Genomic DNA, 13,837 nt, shown 5'->3' on the forward strand with positions numbered 1-13,837 from the left:
TCTCGTGTCGTGGAGGAGCGTGCGCGGTGCCGGTTAGCCGCCGGTAAATCGGTCCCGGGGATCAGTCCCGTGATCAGTCCAGGACGGCCACCGCCTCGATCTCGACCCGGTGCTCCGGCACGTCGAGCGCGGCGACGCCGATGAGCGAGGCCGGCGGCTTTGCGGTCCCGCCGAGCCTGGTCCTGGCGTTCTCGATGCCCTTCAGCAGCTCCGGCATCTGGTCGGGCGTCCAGTCCACGACGAACATCCGGACTCGCACGAGGTCGTCGAACGTGGCCCCGGCCGCCTTCAGGGCGGTGTGCACGTTCACGTACGCGTTCTCGACCTGGGACGCGAGGTCCGGCGCGCCGCTCCAGTCGACCTGGCCGGCGAGGTAGATCGTCCTCGACCCGGTGGCCACCGCCACGTGGTGGTAGACGTCGATCTCCGGGAGTCCCTCGGCGTTGAGGAGGGTGACGGCCATGGGTTCTTCCTCTCTTGTGGTTACTCGGTCACCGTAGGAGAGTGGGCGGCGACCTGGAAGAACGCACTTTTTCGTGAGTGAGGAACCACAAGGTGAGCAAGCAGCTCAGCGGGGATCTGGCGCGTGCGGACTCCTTGGCGCGCGAGATCTTCTCGGACGTCGCGAACAAGTGGGCGCTGCTGATCGTCGAGACCATCGGCGACTCCACCAAGCGCTTCACCGAGCTGAAGAACGAGGTCGACGGCATCAGCCACAAGATGCTGACGCAGAACCTGCGGCTGCTGGAGCGCAACGGCCTGGTGGAGCGCGTGGTGCACCCGACCGTGCCGCCGCGCGTCGACTACACGCTGACCGAGCCGGGGCAGGCGCTGCGGGTCACCGTGGACGCGATGTGCCAGTGGACGACCCGGTACCTGGGGGAGATAGAGGCGGCGCGCCGGCGCTTCGGCGGGTGATGCGGCATTGGTCACTCAACTTGATAGTCACTAATCATGACTATATGGTGGAGTCATGACCGAGAAGAAGATCATTGCCGTGGTGGGCTCGACCGGCGAACAGGGCGGCGCGGTGGCGCGGGCGCTGCTGGCGGACGGGGAGTTCGCGGTGCGGGCGCTCACCCGCGGCACGGAGTCGGAGGCGGCGAAGAAGCTCGCCGCGCTGGGCGCCGAGGTCGTCGCGGCGGACCTCTACGACGTGGAGAGCCTGCGCAAGGCGTTCGACGGGGCCTACGGTGCGTACCTGGTGACGCCGTTCTTCACGCACCTGTCGGCGGCCAAGGAGATGGAGGAGGTCCGCAACCTCGTCGCCGCCGCGGACGGGCTGCGGCACGTGGTGTGGTCGACGCTGGAGGACACCCGCGAGGCCATCTCGCTCGACGACGACCGCATGCCGACGCTCGACGAGAAGTACAAGGTGCCGCACTTCGACGTGAAGGGCGGCGAGGCCGACGCGGTGTTCGCGGAGGCCGGCCTGCCGACGACGTACGTCCGGATGTCGTTCTACTGGAACAACTTGCTGCACGGCCAGGTCCGGCGCTCGGCTGACGGCGCGCTGTCGCTGACGTTGCCGATGGGCTCGTCCAAGATCTCCGGCATCGGTTCCGAGGACATCGGCAAGGCCGTGCTCAGCGTCTTCCGGCGGCCGGAGACCATCGGGCGGACGATCGGCCTCGGCACCGAGCACCTCACCGGCGAGGAGGTCGCGGCGGCGTTCAGCGAGGTGCTGGGCGAGCCGGTGAAGTACGAACCCCTGTCGCACAACGACTTCCGCGCGCTCGGCTTCCCCGCGGCGGAAGAGCTCGGCAACATGTTTCAGTATTACGCGGAGTTCTCCCACCACATCCTCCCGCGCCGCGACACGGAGGAGACGCGCGCGATCGTGCCGACGTGGCTGACGCTGCAGGAGTTCCTCGCGGCGCACCGCGAGGAGATCACGATCGGCCGGTGATCTCCGCGAACACCGCCTTGAACGCGGCGAACCGCTCCGGTCCGACCTGACGGGCGAACCCGGCCTCGATGTCGTCGATGATCGCGCGCGCTTGGACCATCTGGTCGCGGCCGCGGTCGGTCGGGACGACGAGCTTCGCGCGCCGGTCGGCGGGATCCGGCTGCCGCGTCACGTAACCGAGGCGCTCCAGCTCGTCGATCAGCGTGCCGATGACCTGCTTGTGCTGCCCGGACCGCTCGGACAGCTCACTCGCACGGGAGCCGTCGCGGCCGAGGTAGGCCATGACGGCGCCGTGCCGCGGGCGCAGCTGCTCGTGGCCCGCCGCGGCGAGGCGGGTGAACAGGTCCTTCTGGAACACCGAGAGCAGGTGCGCGGAGAGCACGCCGACGTCCGACATGCGGCAGATGGTAACCCGTCGGCGTGCGAGTCCGAAGAGGACGGACGACTCAGGCGAGCGGCACCGGCGCGCTCTGGAACTCGGAGATCCGGCGCACCACCTGGGCCACGAGCACGGCGGCGGCGATCCCCGCGGCGGTGGAGATGGTGGACAGCACGGCCTCGTTGAGGAACGTCCCCGTGGTCCACGACCCGTCGCTGTTGTAGCTGCGCAGGTAGCTGTTGCTGAAGATCGACATCATCAGGAAGGCGAACCACCACCGGGTGACCAGCCGGTCCTGCACCCGCCGGCGCAACGGCACGTCCTGCTGGCGCGGGTCGCTGGCGCGCCAGACGTCGTCGACGACCTGCTTCGGGAACCAGAGGTTCACGACCGGCACGATCCAGCCCAGCCAGACCCAGACGCGGCTGCGGCGGTGCTCGGCGGCCGGGGTGACGAGCTCGGCGTTGACACGTGCGGCGTGCAGCCAGATGACGAACACGACGGCCGTGGCGAGCGTCAGCAGGAACGACCCGAAGCCGGCCACGACGCCGAACCTGTCGACGGCGACCCAGGCGACGTCCAAGCCGGCGCGGTAGTCGCGGACGGTGGTGTAGGTGAGCCAGTCGGCGGTGGTGACGACCACCTGGCCGGCGGCGGCGAGCCCGACGAGTGCGGTGGCAGCGCGGCCGAGCCGGCCCACGGGTCTGAAGTGTTCCATGTTTTCCCCCTGGCAAACGATCCTGGTGACATCAGGACGCTCCCTGGGGGTGATTCGGTTGAGCGGCCCGCCGTATTCCACGGCGGGCCGCCCACGCGTCAGCTCCGCGGCTCGTACAGGCTGAACGGCGTGCCCTGGTCGTCGGTGCAGTGCGCGATGCGGCCGACGTCGGGCACGGACTGCACGTCGTCGCTCTTGCCGCCCAGCTCGGCGATCCGGCGCACGGACGCGTCGATGTCCGTGGTGTGGAAGTAGATCCGGGGCTGGTTGAGCTGCGCGTCCCGCACGGCGATCGCACCCGCCGCGCCGTTGGTGACGAAGTGGTAGTCCTCGCCCATCCGGCTGGTCTCCCAGCCGAAGACGCCCGCGTAGAACGCACGTGCCTTCTCGGTGTCGTCGGCGGGCAGCTCGAACCAGTTGACGTGTCCGGACATGTCGATCGCTCCTTCGGTTGCCGTTGTGAGCGAAGGACGAACGAAGGCGGGCGAACTCGACATCAGCCGCCGAGGTTTTTCAGCCGTCCTGCGAGAAACCGGCGATCAGCGGAACTCACCGCAAGCTCGTGCGCGATCCGATACGCCACAACGGCTTCGTCGACCCGCCCCAGCCGCCGCAGAAGGTCGGCACGGGCGGAATGCCACAGGTGGTACGAGCCGAGCCCGCGGATCCCGTCGACCAACTCCAGGCCGACGGCAGGCCCCGACGACATCGCGACCGCCACCGCGCGGTTGAGCTCGACGACCGGAGTCGGTGCCACCGCGAGGAGTTCGGCGTACAGCGCGGCGATCCGGTCCCAGTCAACCGGGTCCTGCACGTGCAGCGCGGCGATCACGGCGTGCAGCACGTACGGGCCCGGCGAGCCGAACCGCAGCGCGCGGTCGAGCAGCGCCATGCCTTCGGAGATCTCGTCCACGTTCCAGAGCGTCCGGTCCTGGTCCTCCAGCAGCACGACGTCGCCGCCGGCCGAAAACCGCGCGGCGCTGCGGGAGTCGTGCAGCAGCATCAACGCGACCAGGCCGTGCGCCTCGGGTTCGTCGGGCATCAGTGCTGCCACGAGTTTGCCCAGTCGCAATGCTTCCGCCCGCAGCGGACCGGACGCGGTGGTGTAGCCGCGGGTGAAGATCAGGTAGAGCACCGCCAGCACGCCCCGCAGGCGTTCGGGCAGCAGGTGGTCCGCGGGCACCTCGAACGTGATGCCGGCGTCGCGGATCTTGCGCTTGGCCATGACCAGGCGCTGGGCCAGGGCGGGCTCGGCGACGAGGAACGTCCTGGCGATCTGCGCGGCCGTGAACCCCGCGACCGCCTGCAGGGTCAACGCGACGCGCGCGTCCTCGGCGAGCGCGGGGTGACAGCAGGTGAAGATCAGGCTCAGCCGTTCGTCGCCCAGCGAGACCAGCTGCTTCTCGCTCATCACCACCGGCGGGGGCGGTTCCGGCAGCTTCGCGCGGGCCATGCGCGCGTGCCGCAGCCGGTCCAGGGCGTGGTTGCGGGCGACGGTGAGCAGCCAGGCGAACGGGTCGTCGGGCACCTGCGCGCGCGGCCACCTCCGCAACGCCTGCGAGCACGCCTCCTGCAGCGCGTCCTCGGCCAGCTCGAAGTCACCGAGCGCCCGCACGAGCGCCGCGAGCATCCTCGTCCGGTGCTCGCGGTACACCCGTTCGACCGCGGCCGACGCGAGGTCGCTCATGCCACCCCGTGGTTCAGGCCGGGGATGTGGTCGAGCGGGCGCACCTCGATCGTGGCGCCGAAGTGGGCCTGCGGGCACATCTCCGCCAGCTCCAGCGCCTCGTCGAGGTCGCGGCAGTCGAGCAGGTAGTAGCCGCCGAGGTGCTCGTGCGTCTCGGCGAACGGCCCGTCGGTCAGCAGCGCCCTGCCCTCCCGCACCCGCACGGTCGTGGCCGTGCTGACGGGCTTGAGCGGGTCGCCCGCCACGAACACGCCCCGCCGCCGGCACTCGTCGGCGAACGCGTTCACCCTGCCGAGGACCTCCTCGAACGCCGGGTGGCCCGGCTTCGGGCGGTCCTCGCAGTTGTAGATGAGAAACATGTAGTGCACGGCGTGTCCTCCAGTCGTCGGTCCGAGGACGAACGAGGCCTCTGGAACTCGACATTCGAACACGCGCGGTTTTTCACGGCGCGGCGAGCGCCTCCGTCGGGGTCAGCCGCGAGGCCCTGACCGCCGGGTAGACGCCCGCGACCACCCCGGTGACCACGGCCGCGCCGAGCCCCGCCAGCACCGTCCCGGTGGGGACGACCGCGGGCCAGCCGTGCGCGACCGCGTAGCCGGCCGTCCCCAGCAGGCCGAGCAGCACCCCGGCCACGCCGCCGAGCAGGCACAGCACCACCGACTCGGTGAGGAACTGCGTCCTGATGTGCCCGCGGTTCGCGCCCAACGCCCGCCGCAGGCCGATCTCGCGCTTGCGTTCGAGCACGGAGATCACCATCGTGTTCGCCACGCCGATGCCGCCCACGATCAGCGCCACTCCGGCCAGACCGAGCATCAACGCCGAGAAGGTGTTCTCGGTCAGACGCTTGGCCGTGAGCGCGTCGGACGGCCTGCTCACCCGCACCTGCGACGGCTGCTGCGGGTGCACGGTCGGCGGCAGCACCGCGCGCACGTCGTCGATCGCCGCCTCCTGCACGCGCAGGTACAGCACGGTGGGTCGTTCATCGAAGCCGAGCTGGCGCGCGGCCTCCCAGCCGACCAGCGCCGACCGTTCGACCTCGGGCGCGAGGGGGAGCGGGTCCAGGACGCCGATCACCGTGAACCACGTGTCGTTGATCCGGACCTGGGTGTCAGGGGCGGTCACGCCGAGCCTGGTGGCGGCGACGTCGCCCAGCACGACGGCCGGGAACCGCTCGGTGGCCTCGGTGAGGAACGTGCCGGTGCGGACGTGGCCGTTGATGGTGCCGAGGAGGTTGAGCCGCGTGGCGAGCACCGTGAGGCCGGACGTCTCCGACTCCGCGACCCGGTCGGACCGGCGGACCACGGCGTGGGTGTTGGCGACCGCGCTGACCTGCTCGGCCGGGCCGATGCGCGCGGCCATGGCGACCGAGTCGGGTGGCAGCGACGCCGGTTCGTCGTGCGCGCCGGGGGCGGCCTCGGCGCGCAGGAGGTTGGTGCCGAGGGCGGCGAACTCCTCCATCAGGGCAGCCCGGCTGGAGGCGGGGATGCCGGTGACGACCACCAGGGTCGCGATGCCGATCGAGATGCCGAGCGCCGAGAGGACGGCCCGCAACGGACGGGTGCGCAGCGGCGACAGGCCGAGGAGCACCAGGTCGACGGGGCTCAGGCGGGTCGGGTTGGCGCTCACATCGCCACCTCCGCCCTGATCCGGCCGTCCCTGATCTCCACCTGCCGCGGCAGCCGCGCCGCCACGTCGCGGTCGTGCGTGATCACCGCGAGCGTCGTGCCCTCGGAGTTGAGGTCCAGCAACAGGTCCAGCACCGCGCGCCCGGTCGCCGTGTCCAGCGCGCCGGTCGGTTCGTCGGCCAGGACCAGTGCCGGACGGTTCACCACGGCCCGCGCGATGGCGACGCGTTGGCGTTCACCACCGGAGAGCTCGTGCGGCCGGTGCTTCACCCGGTGCGCCAACCCGACGCGGGTGAGCGCTTCCGCCGCCATCGCCGCGCGCCACTTGCGCGGGGTGCCCGCGTACAGCAGGCCCGTCGCCACGTTCTCCAGCGCGGTCAGGCCGTCGGCCAGGTGGAACTGCTGGAACACGAAACCGATCCGCCGTCCCCGCAACGCCGACAGCCGCCGGTCGGACAGCGCCGAGATGTCGTGGCCGTCCAGCACGACCGCACCGCTCGACGGCCGGTCCAGCGTGCCGAGCAGGTTGAGCAGCGTCGACTTCCCCGACCCAGACGGGCCGACGATCGCCACCGCCTCGCCCGCGTGCAAGGTCAGGGACACGCCGTCGAGCGCACGGACACCGCCCGCGTACTCCTTGACGGCGTCGACGATCCGCAGCACCGGGGTCATGACGTCGTCACCACCTGGAGGCCCTCGCCGAGCCCGCCGCCGCTGATCTCGACGAGCCCACCGGCGAAGAGACCCGTCTTGACTGCCACCAGTTGTCCGGCGGCGGTCTGCACCGCGTAGCCGCCCTCGCGCAACGCCAGCAGCGCCGTCACCGGCACGGCCAGCACGCCCTTGCGCGCCGTGCTGGTGAGCCGCACGCGCACCGGGCCGGAGTCGAAGCCCGCCTCGCCGTCGAGACCGATGTCGACGGCGATCGTCGGGACCTCCTCGCCGGTGCCGTTCTTCTCCTGCTCGGCGTCGGTGCTGACCGCGCGGACGGTGCCGGGCACCTCGGTGCCGTTGGGCAGCACGACGGTGACCTTCTGGTCCTTCGCGAACACCTCGGCCTGCCGGGCGTCGACGGACGCGGCGACGGCCTTGCCGGTGGCGGTCACCGTCATCAGCGGCCCCTCGCCGGACGCCGAGAGCTTCGCGGTGACCGCCTCGACACGGACCTTCGCGGGCAGCACGACCACGTCACCCGGCTCGATCACGCCGCTCTGGTCGACCTTCTCGGCCTTCTGCCAGCGTTTGACGGCGTCGATGGTCGCCGGTGTCAGCTCGTCGGCCGCACCGCCGAGCCGGTAGCCCAGCGCACCCAGGTTGTCCTTCAGGATCTTGACGTCCGGGCCCTTCAGACCGGCCGCGTCCAGCTTGCGCCACAACGGAGTGTCGCCGGAGAACAGCCACACCGGCCGGTTGTCCACTTTGTACAGAGCTTGGCCGCGGTCCACGGCGGTGCCGGGGGAGGGGAGCCATGTGAGCGTGCCCGCGCGGCGCCCGGTCACCTGCTGCGAGGCGCCGAAACCCAGCACCGCCTTGAACTCCCGCACATCGGTGAGGTCGGTCTTCACCACGGCGACGGTCTTGGGTGCCGGCGGCGCGGACGGCTGGGCGGGAGCGCTGCGCGTCCAGGTGAACGCCACCACCCCACCTACCGCGACGACGGCCACAGCTCCGGTGACGAGCCACCGCCTCACTTGCGGCCCCCGCCGAAGACCTCCTGCTCGCAGTCCTCCTCGATCTTGCGGCGCTGGTCCTCCGGCAGGGTCTGCTCGCCGTCGTAGGTCCAGCTGCCGGGCTCGGTCTCGATGACCTTCATGCCGCGGCTGTTGATGCACTGGACGTTCTTGTGCCAGTTGTCGGCGAACGTCGGGTTCCGCGAGTCCATCTCCCACGGCGGCAGCGGCCACGTCTTCGCGCACGCCTTCCACGCCTCGTCGCTGTACTGCTTGCGGCCGGCCGGTGCGGGGACGTTGCCGTAGGTGGTCGCGTTCGGGTCCTTCTCGGCGAGGCAGGCGGTGTGAGCGTCGTACAACCGCTGCTTCTCCTCCTCGGTCATGTCCATGCGCAGGCGCGGCTGCCCGTCGTCCGGCGGCGTCGCGGCGGACGACGGCGCGACGGCACCGGAGGACTGCAGGGACGCGACGTTCGACGCCGCGGGAGGTGCGGTCTGGCCGCACGCCGACAGCAGCAGCACGGCGCCGATCACCAGCTTGGTTTTCATGCCGGCGATGCTGCCGGGCAGTTGTGGGGAGGATGTGCGCTCAGCGTTCGGGCAACGTGATCGTGAACGTGGTGCCGCGGCCCACCGCGCTGTCCACGGTGACGGTGCCGTTGTGAGCGCTCACCAACGCGTGGACGATCGCGAGACCGAGCCCGCTGCCACCCGTGTCGCGGGTGCGGGAGCGGTCCGCGCGCCAGAACCGGTCGAACACGTGCGGCAGGTCCTCCGCCGAGATGCCGGACCCCGTGTCGCTGACCGTGATCGTGCCTTCCGCCGAGGCGAGGCGGACCGTCCCGCCGGAAGGCGTGTAGCGGAACGCGTTCGTCACGAGGTTGGTGAGGACCTGCCGCAGCCGCACCGGATCGGCGGTCACGACCCCGCCGCCCTCCGCGACCAGACCGGGATGCGCCGCGACGAGCTGGTCGAACAGCTCCCGCAGGTCGACGGGCTCCGGGTGCAGCCGCAGCTCGCCCGCGTCCGCCAGGGCGAGGTCCTGCAGGTCGTCGACCAGGTGCTGGAGCACCAGCGCCTCGTCGAGCAACGAGCTCAGCGTCGTGCGGTCGAGCTCGACCATCCCGTCCCGCGCGCCTTCCAGCCAGCTGCGGATCGTGCCGAGCGGGTTGCGCAGCTCGTGCGAGATGTCGCTGGTCATGGCCTTGCGCTGGGCGTCGATGCGGGCCCGGTGGGCGGCCATGTCGTTGAACGCCCGCGCGAGCTGGCCGATCTCGCTGCGGGAGGAGATGTCGACACGGGCGTCGGCGCCGTCCCGCAGCCGTTCGGCGGCGGCGGTGAGCGTGCGCAGCGGCCTGGTCAGGCGCAGCGCCACCGCCAGGCTCACCCCGGCGGTCAGGACCAGCACCACCGCGGCGACCAGCACGACCCTGCCGGCGTCGAACTTCACGACGGTCGCCTGGGTCGTCCTCCCGGCCGCGTCCGTGACGAACAGCAGCGCGGGCGGTGCCACGTACGGCCGCAGCTGCGAACGGCGGGCGTTCCCGAGGCATTCGATGTTGGCGGCGACCGGCTGCCAGGCGGTGTTCATCCTGAGCTGTTCGGCGGGCAGGCCGCGCTGGCTCAGGCAGGTCTCGAACAGCGCGGTGAGGTCGTTGAACGCGGCGGACTCGCCCAGTGTGAGCGTGCTCAACCGCTCCTGGGCCTCGGTGCAGGCGGCGGTAGTGGGCGCCGGTCCGGTCCTGTCCACGGTCACGATCGGGCGGCCCCAGGCCGTCGTCCGCACCTCCTCGGCCTGCGCGGCGCCTCGGCAGCGCGCGGTGTAGAGCTCCGCGTCCAGCGCCAGGCTGCCCCTCTCGCGGTCGGTGAGCACGAACGGGCCGGTGACCCGCGGGTCGATCCGGTCGGCGGGCGCGTCCTGGGCCTGGGCGAGGTCCAGCTCCAGCGGGTCGATCACCGCGGACGGCACGGCGGGCAGCTGGCCGGGGTCGAGGTTCGTGCCGGTGTCGGCGATGACCTTGCGGTCCGCCGTGGTGAGGATCAGCCGGCGGGTGCTCTGCGGCAGCGCCACGCCGTTCCAGTCGCGGTGCTCGACGGCGAACGCGACCAGCGCCCGGTAGGTAGCGGCGTCCCCCGCCAGCGCGGCGCCGAGCTCCTGCCGGATCGACGTGGACGTGCTCTGCGCGGCCAGCCAGGCCGTCGCGGTGATCGAGCAGAGCGCGACGAGCACGGACGCCGCCAGCAGCCGCGCCAGCACGCTATGCACCGGACCCGTCCACCAGCTTGTAGCCGACGCCGTGCACGGTCAGCAGGTACGCGGGCCTGCGCGGCTGCGCCTCGATCTTCTTGCGCAGGTTCATGACGTGCGCGTCGATCGTGCGGGCGGTGATGTACCCGTCGAGCCCGTGCACCGCGCTGAGCAGCTGCGCGCGGCTGAAGACGCGGCCGGGGCTCGCCGCCATGGTGTGCAGGATGCGGAACTCCGACGCGGTGCACTCGACGGCACTGCCGCGCATGTCCACCTCGTGCCGTTCGGCGTCGATCCGCAGCTCGCCGAGCACGATGCCGCCACCCGTGCCGGTGCGGTGGACGCGCCTGAGCAACGTGCGCACGCGCGCCATCAGCTCGCGCGGGCTGTAGGGCTTGGTGACGTAGTCGTCCGCACCGAGGTCGAGGCCGTGCAGCAGGTCGTCCTCTGTGGACCTCGCGGTGAGCATCAGCACCGGGACGTCCGACTCGTTGCGCAACGTGCGCACCACTTCCAGACCGTCCATCCCGGGCATCATCACGTCGAGGAGCAGCAGGTCGGGCGGGTCGCGGCGGACCTCGTCGAGCGCGGTGGTGCCGTCGTGGACGATCCGCACCCGGTAGCCCTCCTGGCGCAGGTACCTCCCGAGCATGTCGGCCTGCATGACGTTGTCCTCGGCCACCAGCACGCACATGCCCATGCGTCGCAACATAGTCACCGCTCCGGCCGCCGCACGGGATGAGGACCTCATCCGAACAAGATCCTCACAACTGGCTGCCACGGTCATGACATGCGAACACTCAGCGTGGTTGCGCTGCTGCTCCTCGGCGTTCCGGGCGTGGCAGCGGCCGCTCCCTCCGCCGTCGTCGTGCACGACCTGGACACCGCCGGCGTGGCGGACTACTGGACCCCGGACCGGATCGCGGCGATGCCGACCGGTCCGGCCGCCCCACCCGGAACACCCGCCGTGGACGACCCGACCGGCGCTCCGGGCCCGGTCAGCCGCACCATCGGACGGTTGTTCTTCGTCGACCGCGACGGCGAGGACTCGAGCTGCACGGCCACGATCGTCGTGAGCGCTAACAAGCGCACGGCGGTGACCGGCGGCCACTGCGTGCACACGGCGAACCTCATCGGCGAGGACCCGCGGTGGCACACCAAGCTGCTCTTCGTACCGGGCTTCCGCGACGGCGCCCGGCCGTTCGGGCAGTTCGTGGTGCGCAAGGCCCTGGTGAACCAGACCTGGATCTCCGACGACCAGCAGTCCGAGTACGACCAGGCGTTCCTCGTGCTGGACCGGCCAGCGGACGTGAGCGAGAACATCGCGTTCGGCAGGCCCGGTGACCGGCCGGCGCAGGAGTACGGCTACCCGCGCGCCGCCGGGCAGCCCGGCCACCAGGGCCGGCCGGAGTTCACCGGTCAGCGGCTCGCGCGGTGCTGGGGGACGCCGGCGCCCAACCCCGGCTTCCCCGAGTCGCCGCCGGAGGAGAACCAGTGGGGCGTGCCGTGCGACATGGGCGGCGGCGCCAGCGGCGGCCCGAGGATCAGCGGTGGCGCGGTGGTGGGCGTGAACACGCAGAGCTTCCACCTCGCCGACGGGCAGTGGGTGCCGCCGGGCGAGGGCGTGCGGCACCTCGGCGGGCCGCAGTTCACGTGGAAGATCACGGCTCCGCTGTACCAGCGGGCGTCGGTGGGCTGACGTGACCGCACGGCGCTCGCGGCCGGTCCGCGAGCGCCGGTCGCGGTCATCCGCCGCGGAGGGTCAGGGCTGGGCGTCCACGTCCGACGGGTGGGTCGCGAGCGGCGTCACCTCGACGCGCGTGAACTCCCACAGCGGTAACGACGACAGGAACGCGTGCAGCTCGTCGTTGGACGGCACGTCCAGGACCGCGATGGTGCTGTTGTGCCCGACCACGCGCCACAGGTGCGGCCACACCCCCAGGTTCTGCAGCTCCAGCATCCGGTCCTTCTCCGCCTGGACCAGTTCGGTGCGGCGGTGGGGATCGAGGTCGTGGGGCAGCGAAACGTCCATGCGGACATGGAAGAGCACGGTCACCTCCTGGTGTGGACCCGCCGCCTCGTCGCGGCGCTGTGCACGGGAATACCCGCCACACCGCGTTTGATGCGGAGTTCGTCGCAAGGTCCACTGTGGACTCAAGCGCCGGTGACGCCGTCGATCCCCTCGCGCAGGAAGTCCGCGTGGCCGTTGTGCCGCGCGTACTCGTGGCACAGGTGGTGCATCACCAGCCGCAGCGACACGTCGGCGTCCCAGCGCGGCTGGTAGGCCGTCACGTCGAGCGACTCGGCCTCGCGTTCGATCCGGCGGGCGTGCTCCACCTCGGTCTGCCACGCCTCGAACGCCTCCGACCTGCTCGAACCGGAGGCGTCGTAGGCGACCTGGTAGTCACCGGCGTCGGACCACACCAGCGGGATGTCCTCACCGTTGAGGACCTTGCGGAACCAGGTGCGCTCGACCTCCGCCATGTGCCGGACCAGGCCGAGCAACGTGAGCGTGGACGGCGGCATCGAGCGGCGGCGCAGGTCGTCGTCGGACAGGCCCTCGCACTTCATCGCGAGGGTGGCGCGGTGGAAGTCGAGGAACGCGCGGAGGGTCTCGCGCTCGCCGGCGGTCAGGGGCGGTTCTGGTCGGGTCACGCCGCCCAGTCTGAGCGTGCAGTTGATCTCGCGCACCCGGATTGTCCGCGCGGCGCTACGGTGGCGGCATGACCTCACTCGACCAGGCCCAGTCGGTGTTCGCGGCGGCCCGGCCGAGGCTGTTCGGCATCGCCTACCGCATGACCGGCAGCGTCGCCGACGCCGAGGACCTGGTGCAGGAGGTCTGGCTGCGCTGGCAGCTCGCCGACCGCGCCGCCGTGCACAACCCCGAGGCGTACCTCGCGACGGCGATCACCCGGCTGGCCATCAACGAGTCGCAGACGGCCCGTGCGCGCCGCGAGACCTATGTCGGGCCGTGGCTGCCCGAACCCGTCGACACGGCGGCGGACCCGCAGGTCGGTGCCGAGCAGGGTGCGGTGCTGGAGCTCGCGGTGCTGGTGCTGCTGGAGAAGCTGACGCCGACGGAACGGGCCGCGTACGTGCTGCGCGAGGCGTTCGACTACCCGTACCGGGAGATCGCCGAGATCGTCCAGACCAGCGAGGGCGCGACCCGGCAGCTGGTCAGCAGGGCCCGCAAACACCTCGCCGACGAGCGTCGCGCCCCGGTGGAACGCGCTGACCAGCGCAAACTGCTGGAGGCGTTCGTGGCGGCCGCGCAGGCGGGCGACCTGGCGGCGCTGGAGGAGCTGTTCGCGCAGGACGTCGTGAGCTACTCCGACAGCAACGGCGTGGTGCGGGCGGCGGGCCGTCCACTCGTCGGTGCGGCGACCGTGGCCAGGATCTTCGCGGCCTGGGCACCGGGCTTCTGGGCCGGCGCGGACGTGTCGTACGTCGAGGCCAACGGCCAGTGGGCGGTCCGGTTGCGCAACGGCTCCGGCACCTTCGCGGTGATCACCGTGACGGCGTCCGCCGAGGGCATCGACCAGGTGATGTGGCTGGTCAACCCGTCCAAGCTGGGCGCGTTCCGGTAGGGCTGTCACAACTCG

Annotated in this window: 18 protein-coding genes; 4 read left to right on the forward strand and 14 right to left on the reverse strand. The window is 71.3% G+C overall.

The window, feature by feature from the left end:
* Positions 1–73: 73 nt before the first annotated feature.
* Entirely contained in the window at positions 74–463 is a 390-nt protein-coding gene (locus tag ACFWV3_RS06425; protein ID WP_382408944.1) for a RidA family protein, read from the reverse strand.
* A 92-nt stretch (positions 464–555) separates the two neighbouring features.
* Here ACFWV3_RS06425 and ACFWV3_RS06430 point away from each other — a divergent pair, with 92 nt between their 5' ends.
* Positions 556–918: a winged helix-turn-helix transcriptional regulator gene (locus ACFWV3_RS06430; protein WP_382408946.1), complete on the forward strand. Its 363-nt coding sequence runs from the start codon at positions 556–558 to the stop codon at positions 916–918.
* A 55-nt stretch (positions 919–973) separates the two neighbouring features.
* Entirely contained in the window at positions 974–1,909 is a 936-nt protein-coding gene (locus ACFWV3_RS06435; RefSeq protein WP_382408948.1) for an NmrA/HSCARG family protein, read from the forward strand.
* Here the strand turns inward: ACFWV3_RS06435 and ACFWV3_RS06440 are convergent.
* From ACFWV3_RS06440 to ACFWV3_RS06490, 11 genes are all read right to left on the reverse strand, one after another.
* Positions 1,893–2,306: a MarR family winged helix-turn-helix transcriptional regulator gene (locus ACFWV3_RS06440; RefSeq protein ID WP_382408950.1), complete on the reverse strand. Its 414-nt coding sequence runs from the start codon at positions 2,304–2,306 to the stop codon at positions 1,893–1,895. The genes ACFWV3_RS06435 and ACFWV3_RS06440 overlap by 17 nt on opposite strands.
* 49 nt (positions 2,307–2,355) lie before the next feature.
* On the reverse strand, positions 2,356–3,006 hold the full coding sequence (locus ACFWV3_RS06445; protein WP_382408952.1) for a DUF4328 domain-containing protein: 651 nt from the start codon (positions 3,004–3,006) through the stop codon (positions 2,356–2,358).
* A 98-nt stretch (positions 3,007–3,104) separates the two neighbouring features.
* On the reverse strand, positions 3,105–3,440 hold the full coding sequence (locus ACFWV3_RS06450) for a VOC family protein (RefSeq protein WP_382408954.1): 336 nt from the start codon (positions 3,438–3,440) through the stop codon (positions 3,105–3,107).
* Positions 3,441–3,502: 62 nt separating this feature from the next.
* The gene (locus tag ACFWV3_RS06455; protein WP_382408956.1) at positions 3,503–4,693 is read right to left on the reverse strand and encodes an RNA polymerase sigma factor; all 1,191 of its coding nucleotides are present in this window, start codon (positions 4,691–4,693) and stop codon (positions 3,503–3,505) included.
* Positions 4,690–5,061, reverse strand: a complete 372-nt coding sequence (locus ACFWV3_RS06460; protein ID WP_382408958.1) for a YciI family protein — start codon at positions 5,059–5,061, stop codon at positions 4,690–4,692. Before ACFWV3_RS06460 ends, ACFWV3_RS06455 begins: the two co-directional genes overlap by 4 nt.
* 73 nt (positions 5,062–5,134) lie before the next feature.
* Entirely contained in the window at positions 5,135–6,319 is a 1,185-nt protein-coding gene (locus tag ACFWV3_RS06465) for an ABC transporter permease (RefSeq protein ID WP_382408960.1), read from the reverse strand.
* A complete protein-coding gene (locus ACFWV3_RS06470; RefSeq protein ID WP_382408962.1) occupies positions 6,316–6,990 on the reverse strand; it encodes an ABC transporter ATP-binding protein in 675 nt (224 codons plus the stop codon). The genes ACFWV3_RS06465 and ACFWV3_RS06470 overlap by 4 nt, the downstream gene beginning before the upstream one ends.
* Positions 6,987–7,955, reverse strand: coding sequence for a peptidoglycan-binding protein (locus ACFWV3_RS06475; protein ID WP_382408965.1), 969 nt, complete (start codon positions 7,953–7,955; stop codon positions 6,987–6,989). The genes ACFWV3_RS06470 and ACFWV3_RS06475 overlap by 4 nt, the downstream gene beginning before the upstream one ends.
* A gap of 50 nt (positions 7,956–8,005) precedes the next feature.
* Entirely contained in the window at positions 8,006–8,536 is a 531-nt protein-coding gene (locus ACFWV3_RS06480) for a hypothetical protein (protein ID WP_382408967.1), read from the reverse strand.
* Between the two features lie 40 nt (positions 8,537–8,576).
* The gene (locus ACFWV3_RS06485) at positions 8,577–10,253 is read right to left on the reverse strand and encodes a sensor histidine kinase (protein WP_382408969.1); all 1,677 of its coding nucleotides are present in this window, start codon (positions 10,251–10,253) and stop codon (positions 8,577–8,579) included.
* On the reverse strand, positions 10,246–10,929 hold the full coding sequence (locus ACFWV3_RS06490) for a response regulator transcription factor (protein WP_382409375.1): 684 nt from the start codon (positions 10,927–10,929) through the stop codon (positions 10,246–10,248). Before ACFWV3_RS06490 ends, ACFWV3_RS06485 begins: the two co-directional genes overlap by 8 nt.
* 96 nt (positions 10,930–11,025) lie before the next feature.
* On the opposite strand from ACFWV3_RS06490, the gene ACFWV3_RS06495 reads away from it, so the two are divergent.
* Entirely contained in the window at positions 11,026–11,934 is a 909-nt protein-coding gene (locus ACFWV3_RS06495; protein WP_382408971.1) for a trypsin-like serine peptidase, read from the forward strand.
* Positions 11,935–11,997: 63 nt separating this feature from the next.
* Here ACFWV3_RS06495 and ACFWV3_RS06500 read toward each other — a convergent pair whose 3' ends face one another.
* Positions 11,998–12,291 carry a muconolactone Delta-isomerase gene (locus ACFWV3_RS06500; RefSeq protein WP_382408973.1) on the reverse strand — a complete coding sequence of 98 codons (294 nt, stop codon included), beginning with the start codon at positions 12,289–12,291 and terminating at the stop codon, positions 11,998–12,000.
* A gap of 98 nt (positions 12,292–12,389) precedes the next feature.
* On the reverse strand, positions 12,390–12,890 hold the full coding sequence (locus ACFWV3_RS06505; protein ID WP_382408975.1) for a DinB family protein: 501 nt from the start codon (positions 12,888–12,890) through the stop codon (positions 12,390–12,392).
* Positions 12,891–12,958: 68 nt separating this feature from the next.
* Here ACFWV3_RS06505 and ACFWV3_RS06510 point away from each other — a divergent pair, with 68 nt between their 5' ends.
* Complete coding sequence (locus ACFWV3_RS06510) at positions 12,959–13,822, forward strand: RNA polymerase sigma-70 factor (RefSeq protein ID WP_382408977.1); 864 nt, start codon at positions 12,959–12,961, stop codon at positions 13,820–13,822.
* Positions 13,823–13,837 lie beyond the last annotated feature (15 nt).

It is taken from the genome of Lentzea sp. NPDC059081, assembly GCF_042738015.1.
Classification (GTDB): domain Bacteria; phylum Actinomycetota; class Actinomycetes; order Mycobacteriales; family Pseudonocardiaceae; genus Lentzea.

Bases quoted from the DNA above. Each gene is read 5' to 3' on its own strand.
- ACFWV3_RS06425 (WP_382408944.1), bottom strand. From the start codon at position 463: ATGGCCGTCACCCTCCTCAACGCCGAGGGACTCCCGGAGATCGACGTC.
- ACFWV3_RS06435 (WP_382408948.1), top strand. From the start codon at position 974: ATGACCGAGAAGAAGATCATTGCCGTGGTGGGCTCGACCGGCGAACAG.
- ACFWV3_RS06440 (WP_382408950.1), bottom strand. From the start codon at position 2,306: ATGTCGGACGTCGGCGTGCTCTCCGCGCACCTGCTCTCGGTGTTCCAG.
- ACFWV3_RS06445 (WP_382408952.1), bottom strand. From the start codon at position 3,006: ATGGAACACTTCAGACCCGTGGGCCGGCTCGGCCGCGCTGCCACCGCA.
- ACFWV3_RS06450 (WP_382408954.1), bottom strand. From the start codon at position 3,440: ATGTCCGGACACGTCAACTGGTTCGAGCTGCCCGCCGACGACACCGAG.
- ACFWV3_RS06455 (WP_382408956.1), bottom strand. From the start codon at position 4,693: ATGAGCGACCTCGCGTCGGCCGCGGTCGAACGGGTGTACCGCGAGCAC.
- ACFWV3_RS06470 (WP_382408962.1), bottom strand. From the start codon at position 6,990: ATGACCCCGGTGCTGCGGATCGTCGACGCCGTCAAGGAGTACGCGGGC.
- ACFWV3_RS06480 (WP_382408967.1), bottom strand. From the start codon at position 8,536: ATGAAAACCAAGCTGGTGATCGGCGCCGTGCTGCTGCTGTCGGCGTGC.
- ACFWV3_RS06490 (WP_382409375.1), bottom strand. From the start codon at position 10,929: ATGTGCGTGCTGGTGGCCGAGGACAACGTCATGCAGGCCGACATGCTC.
- ACFWV3_RS06495 (WP_382408971.1), top strand. From the start codon at position 11,026: ATGCGAACACTCAGCGTGGTTGCGCTGCTGCTCCTCGGCGTTCCGGGC.
- ACFWV3_RS06510 (WP_382408977.1), top strand. From the start codon at position 12,959: ATGACCTCACTCGACCAGGCCCAGTCGGTGTTCGCGGCGGCCCGGCCG.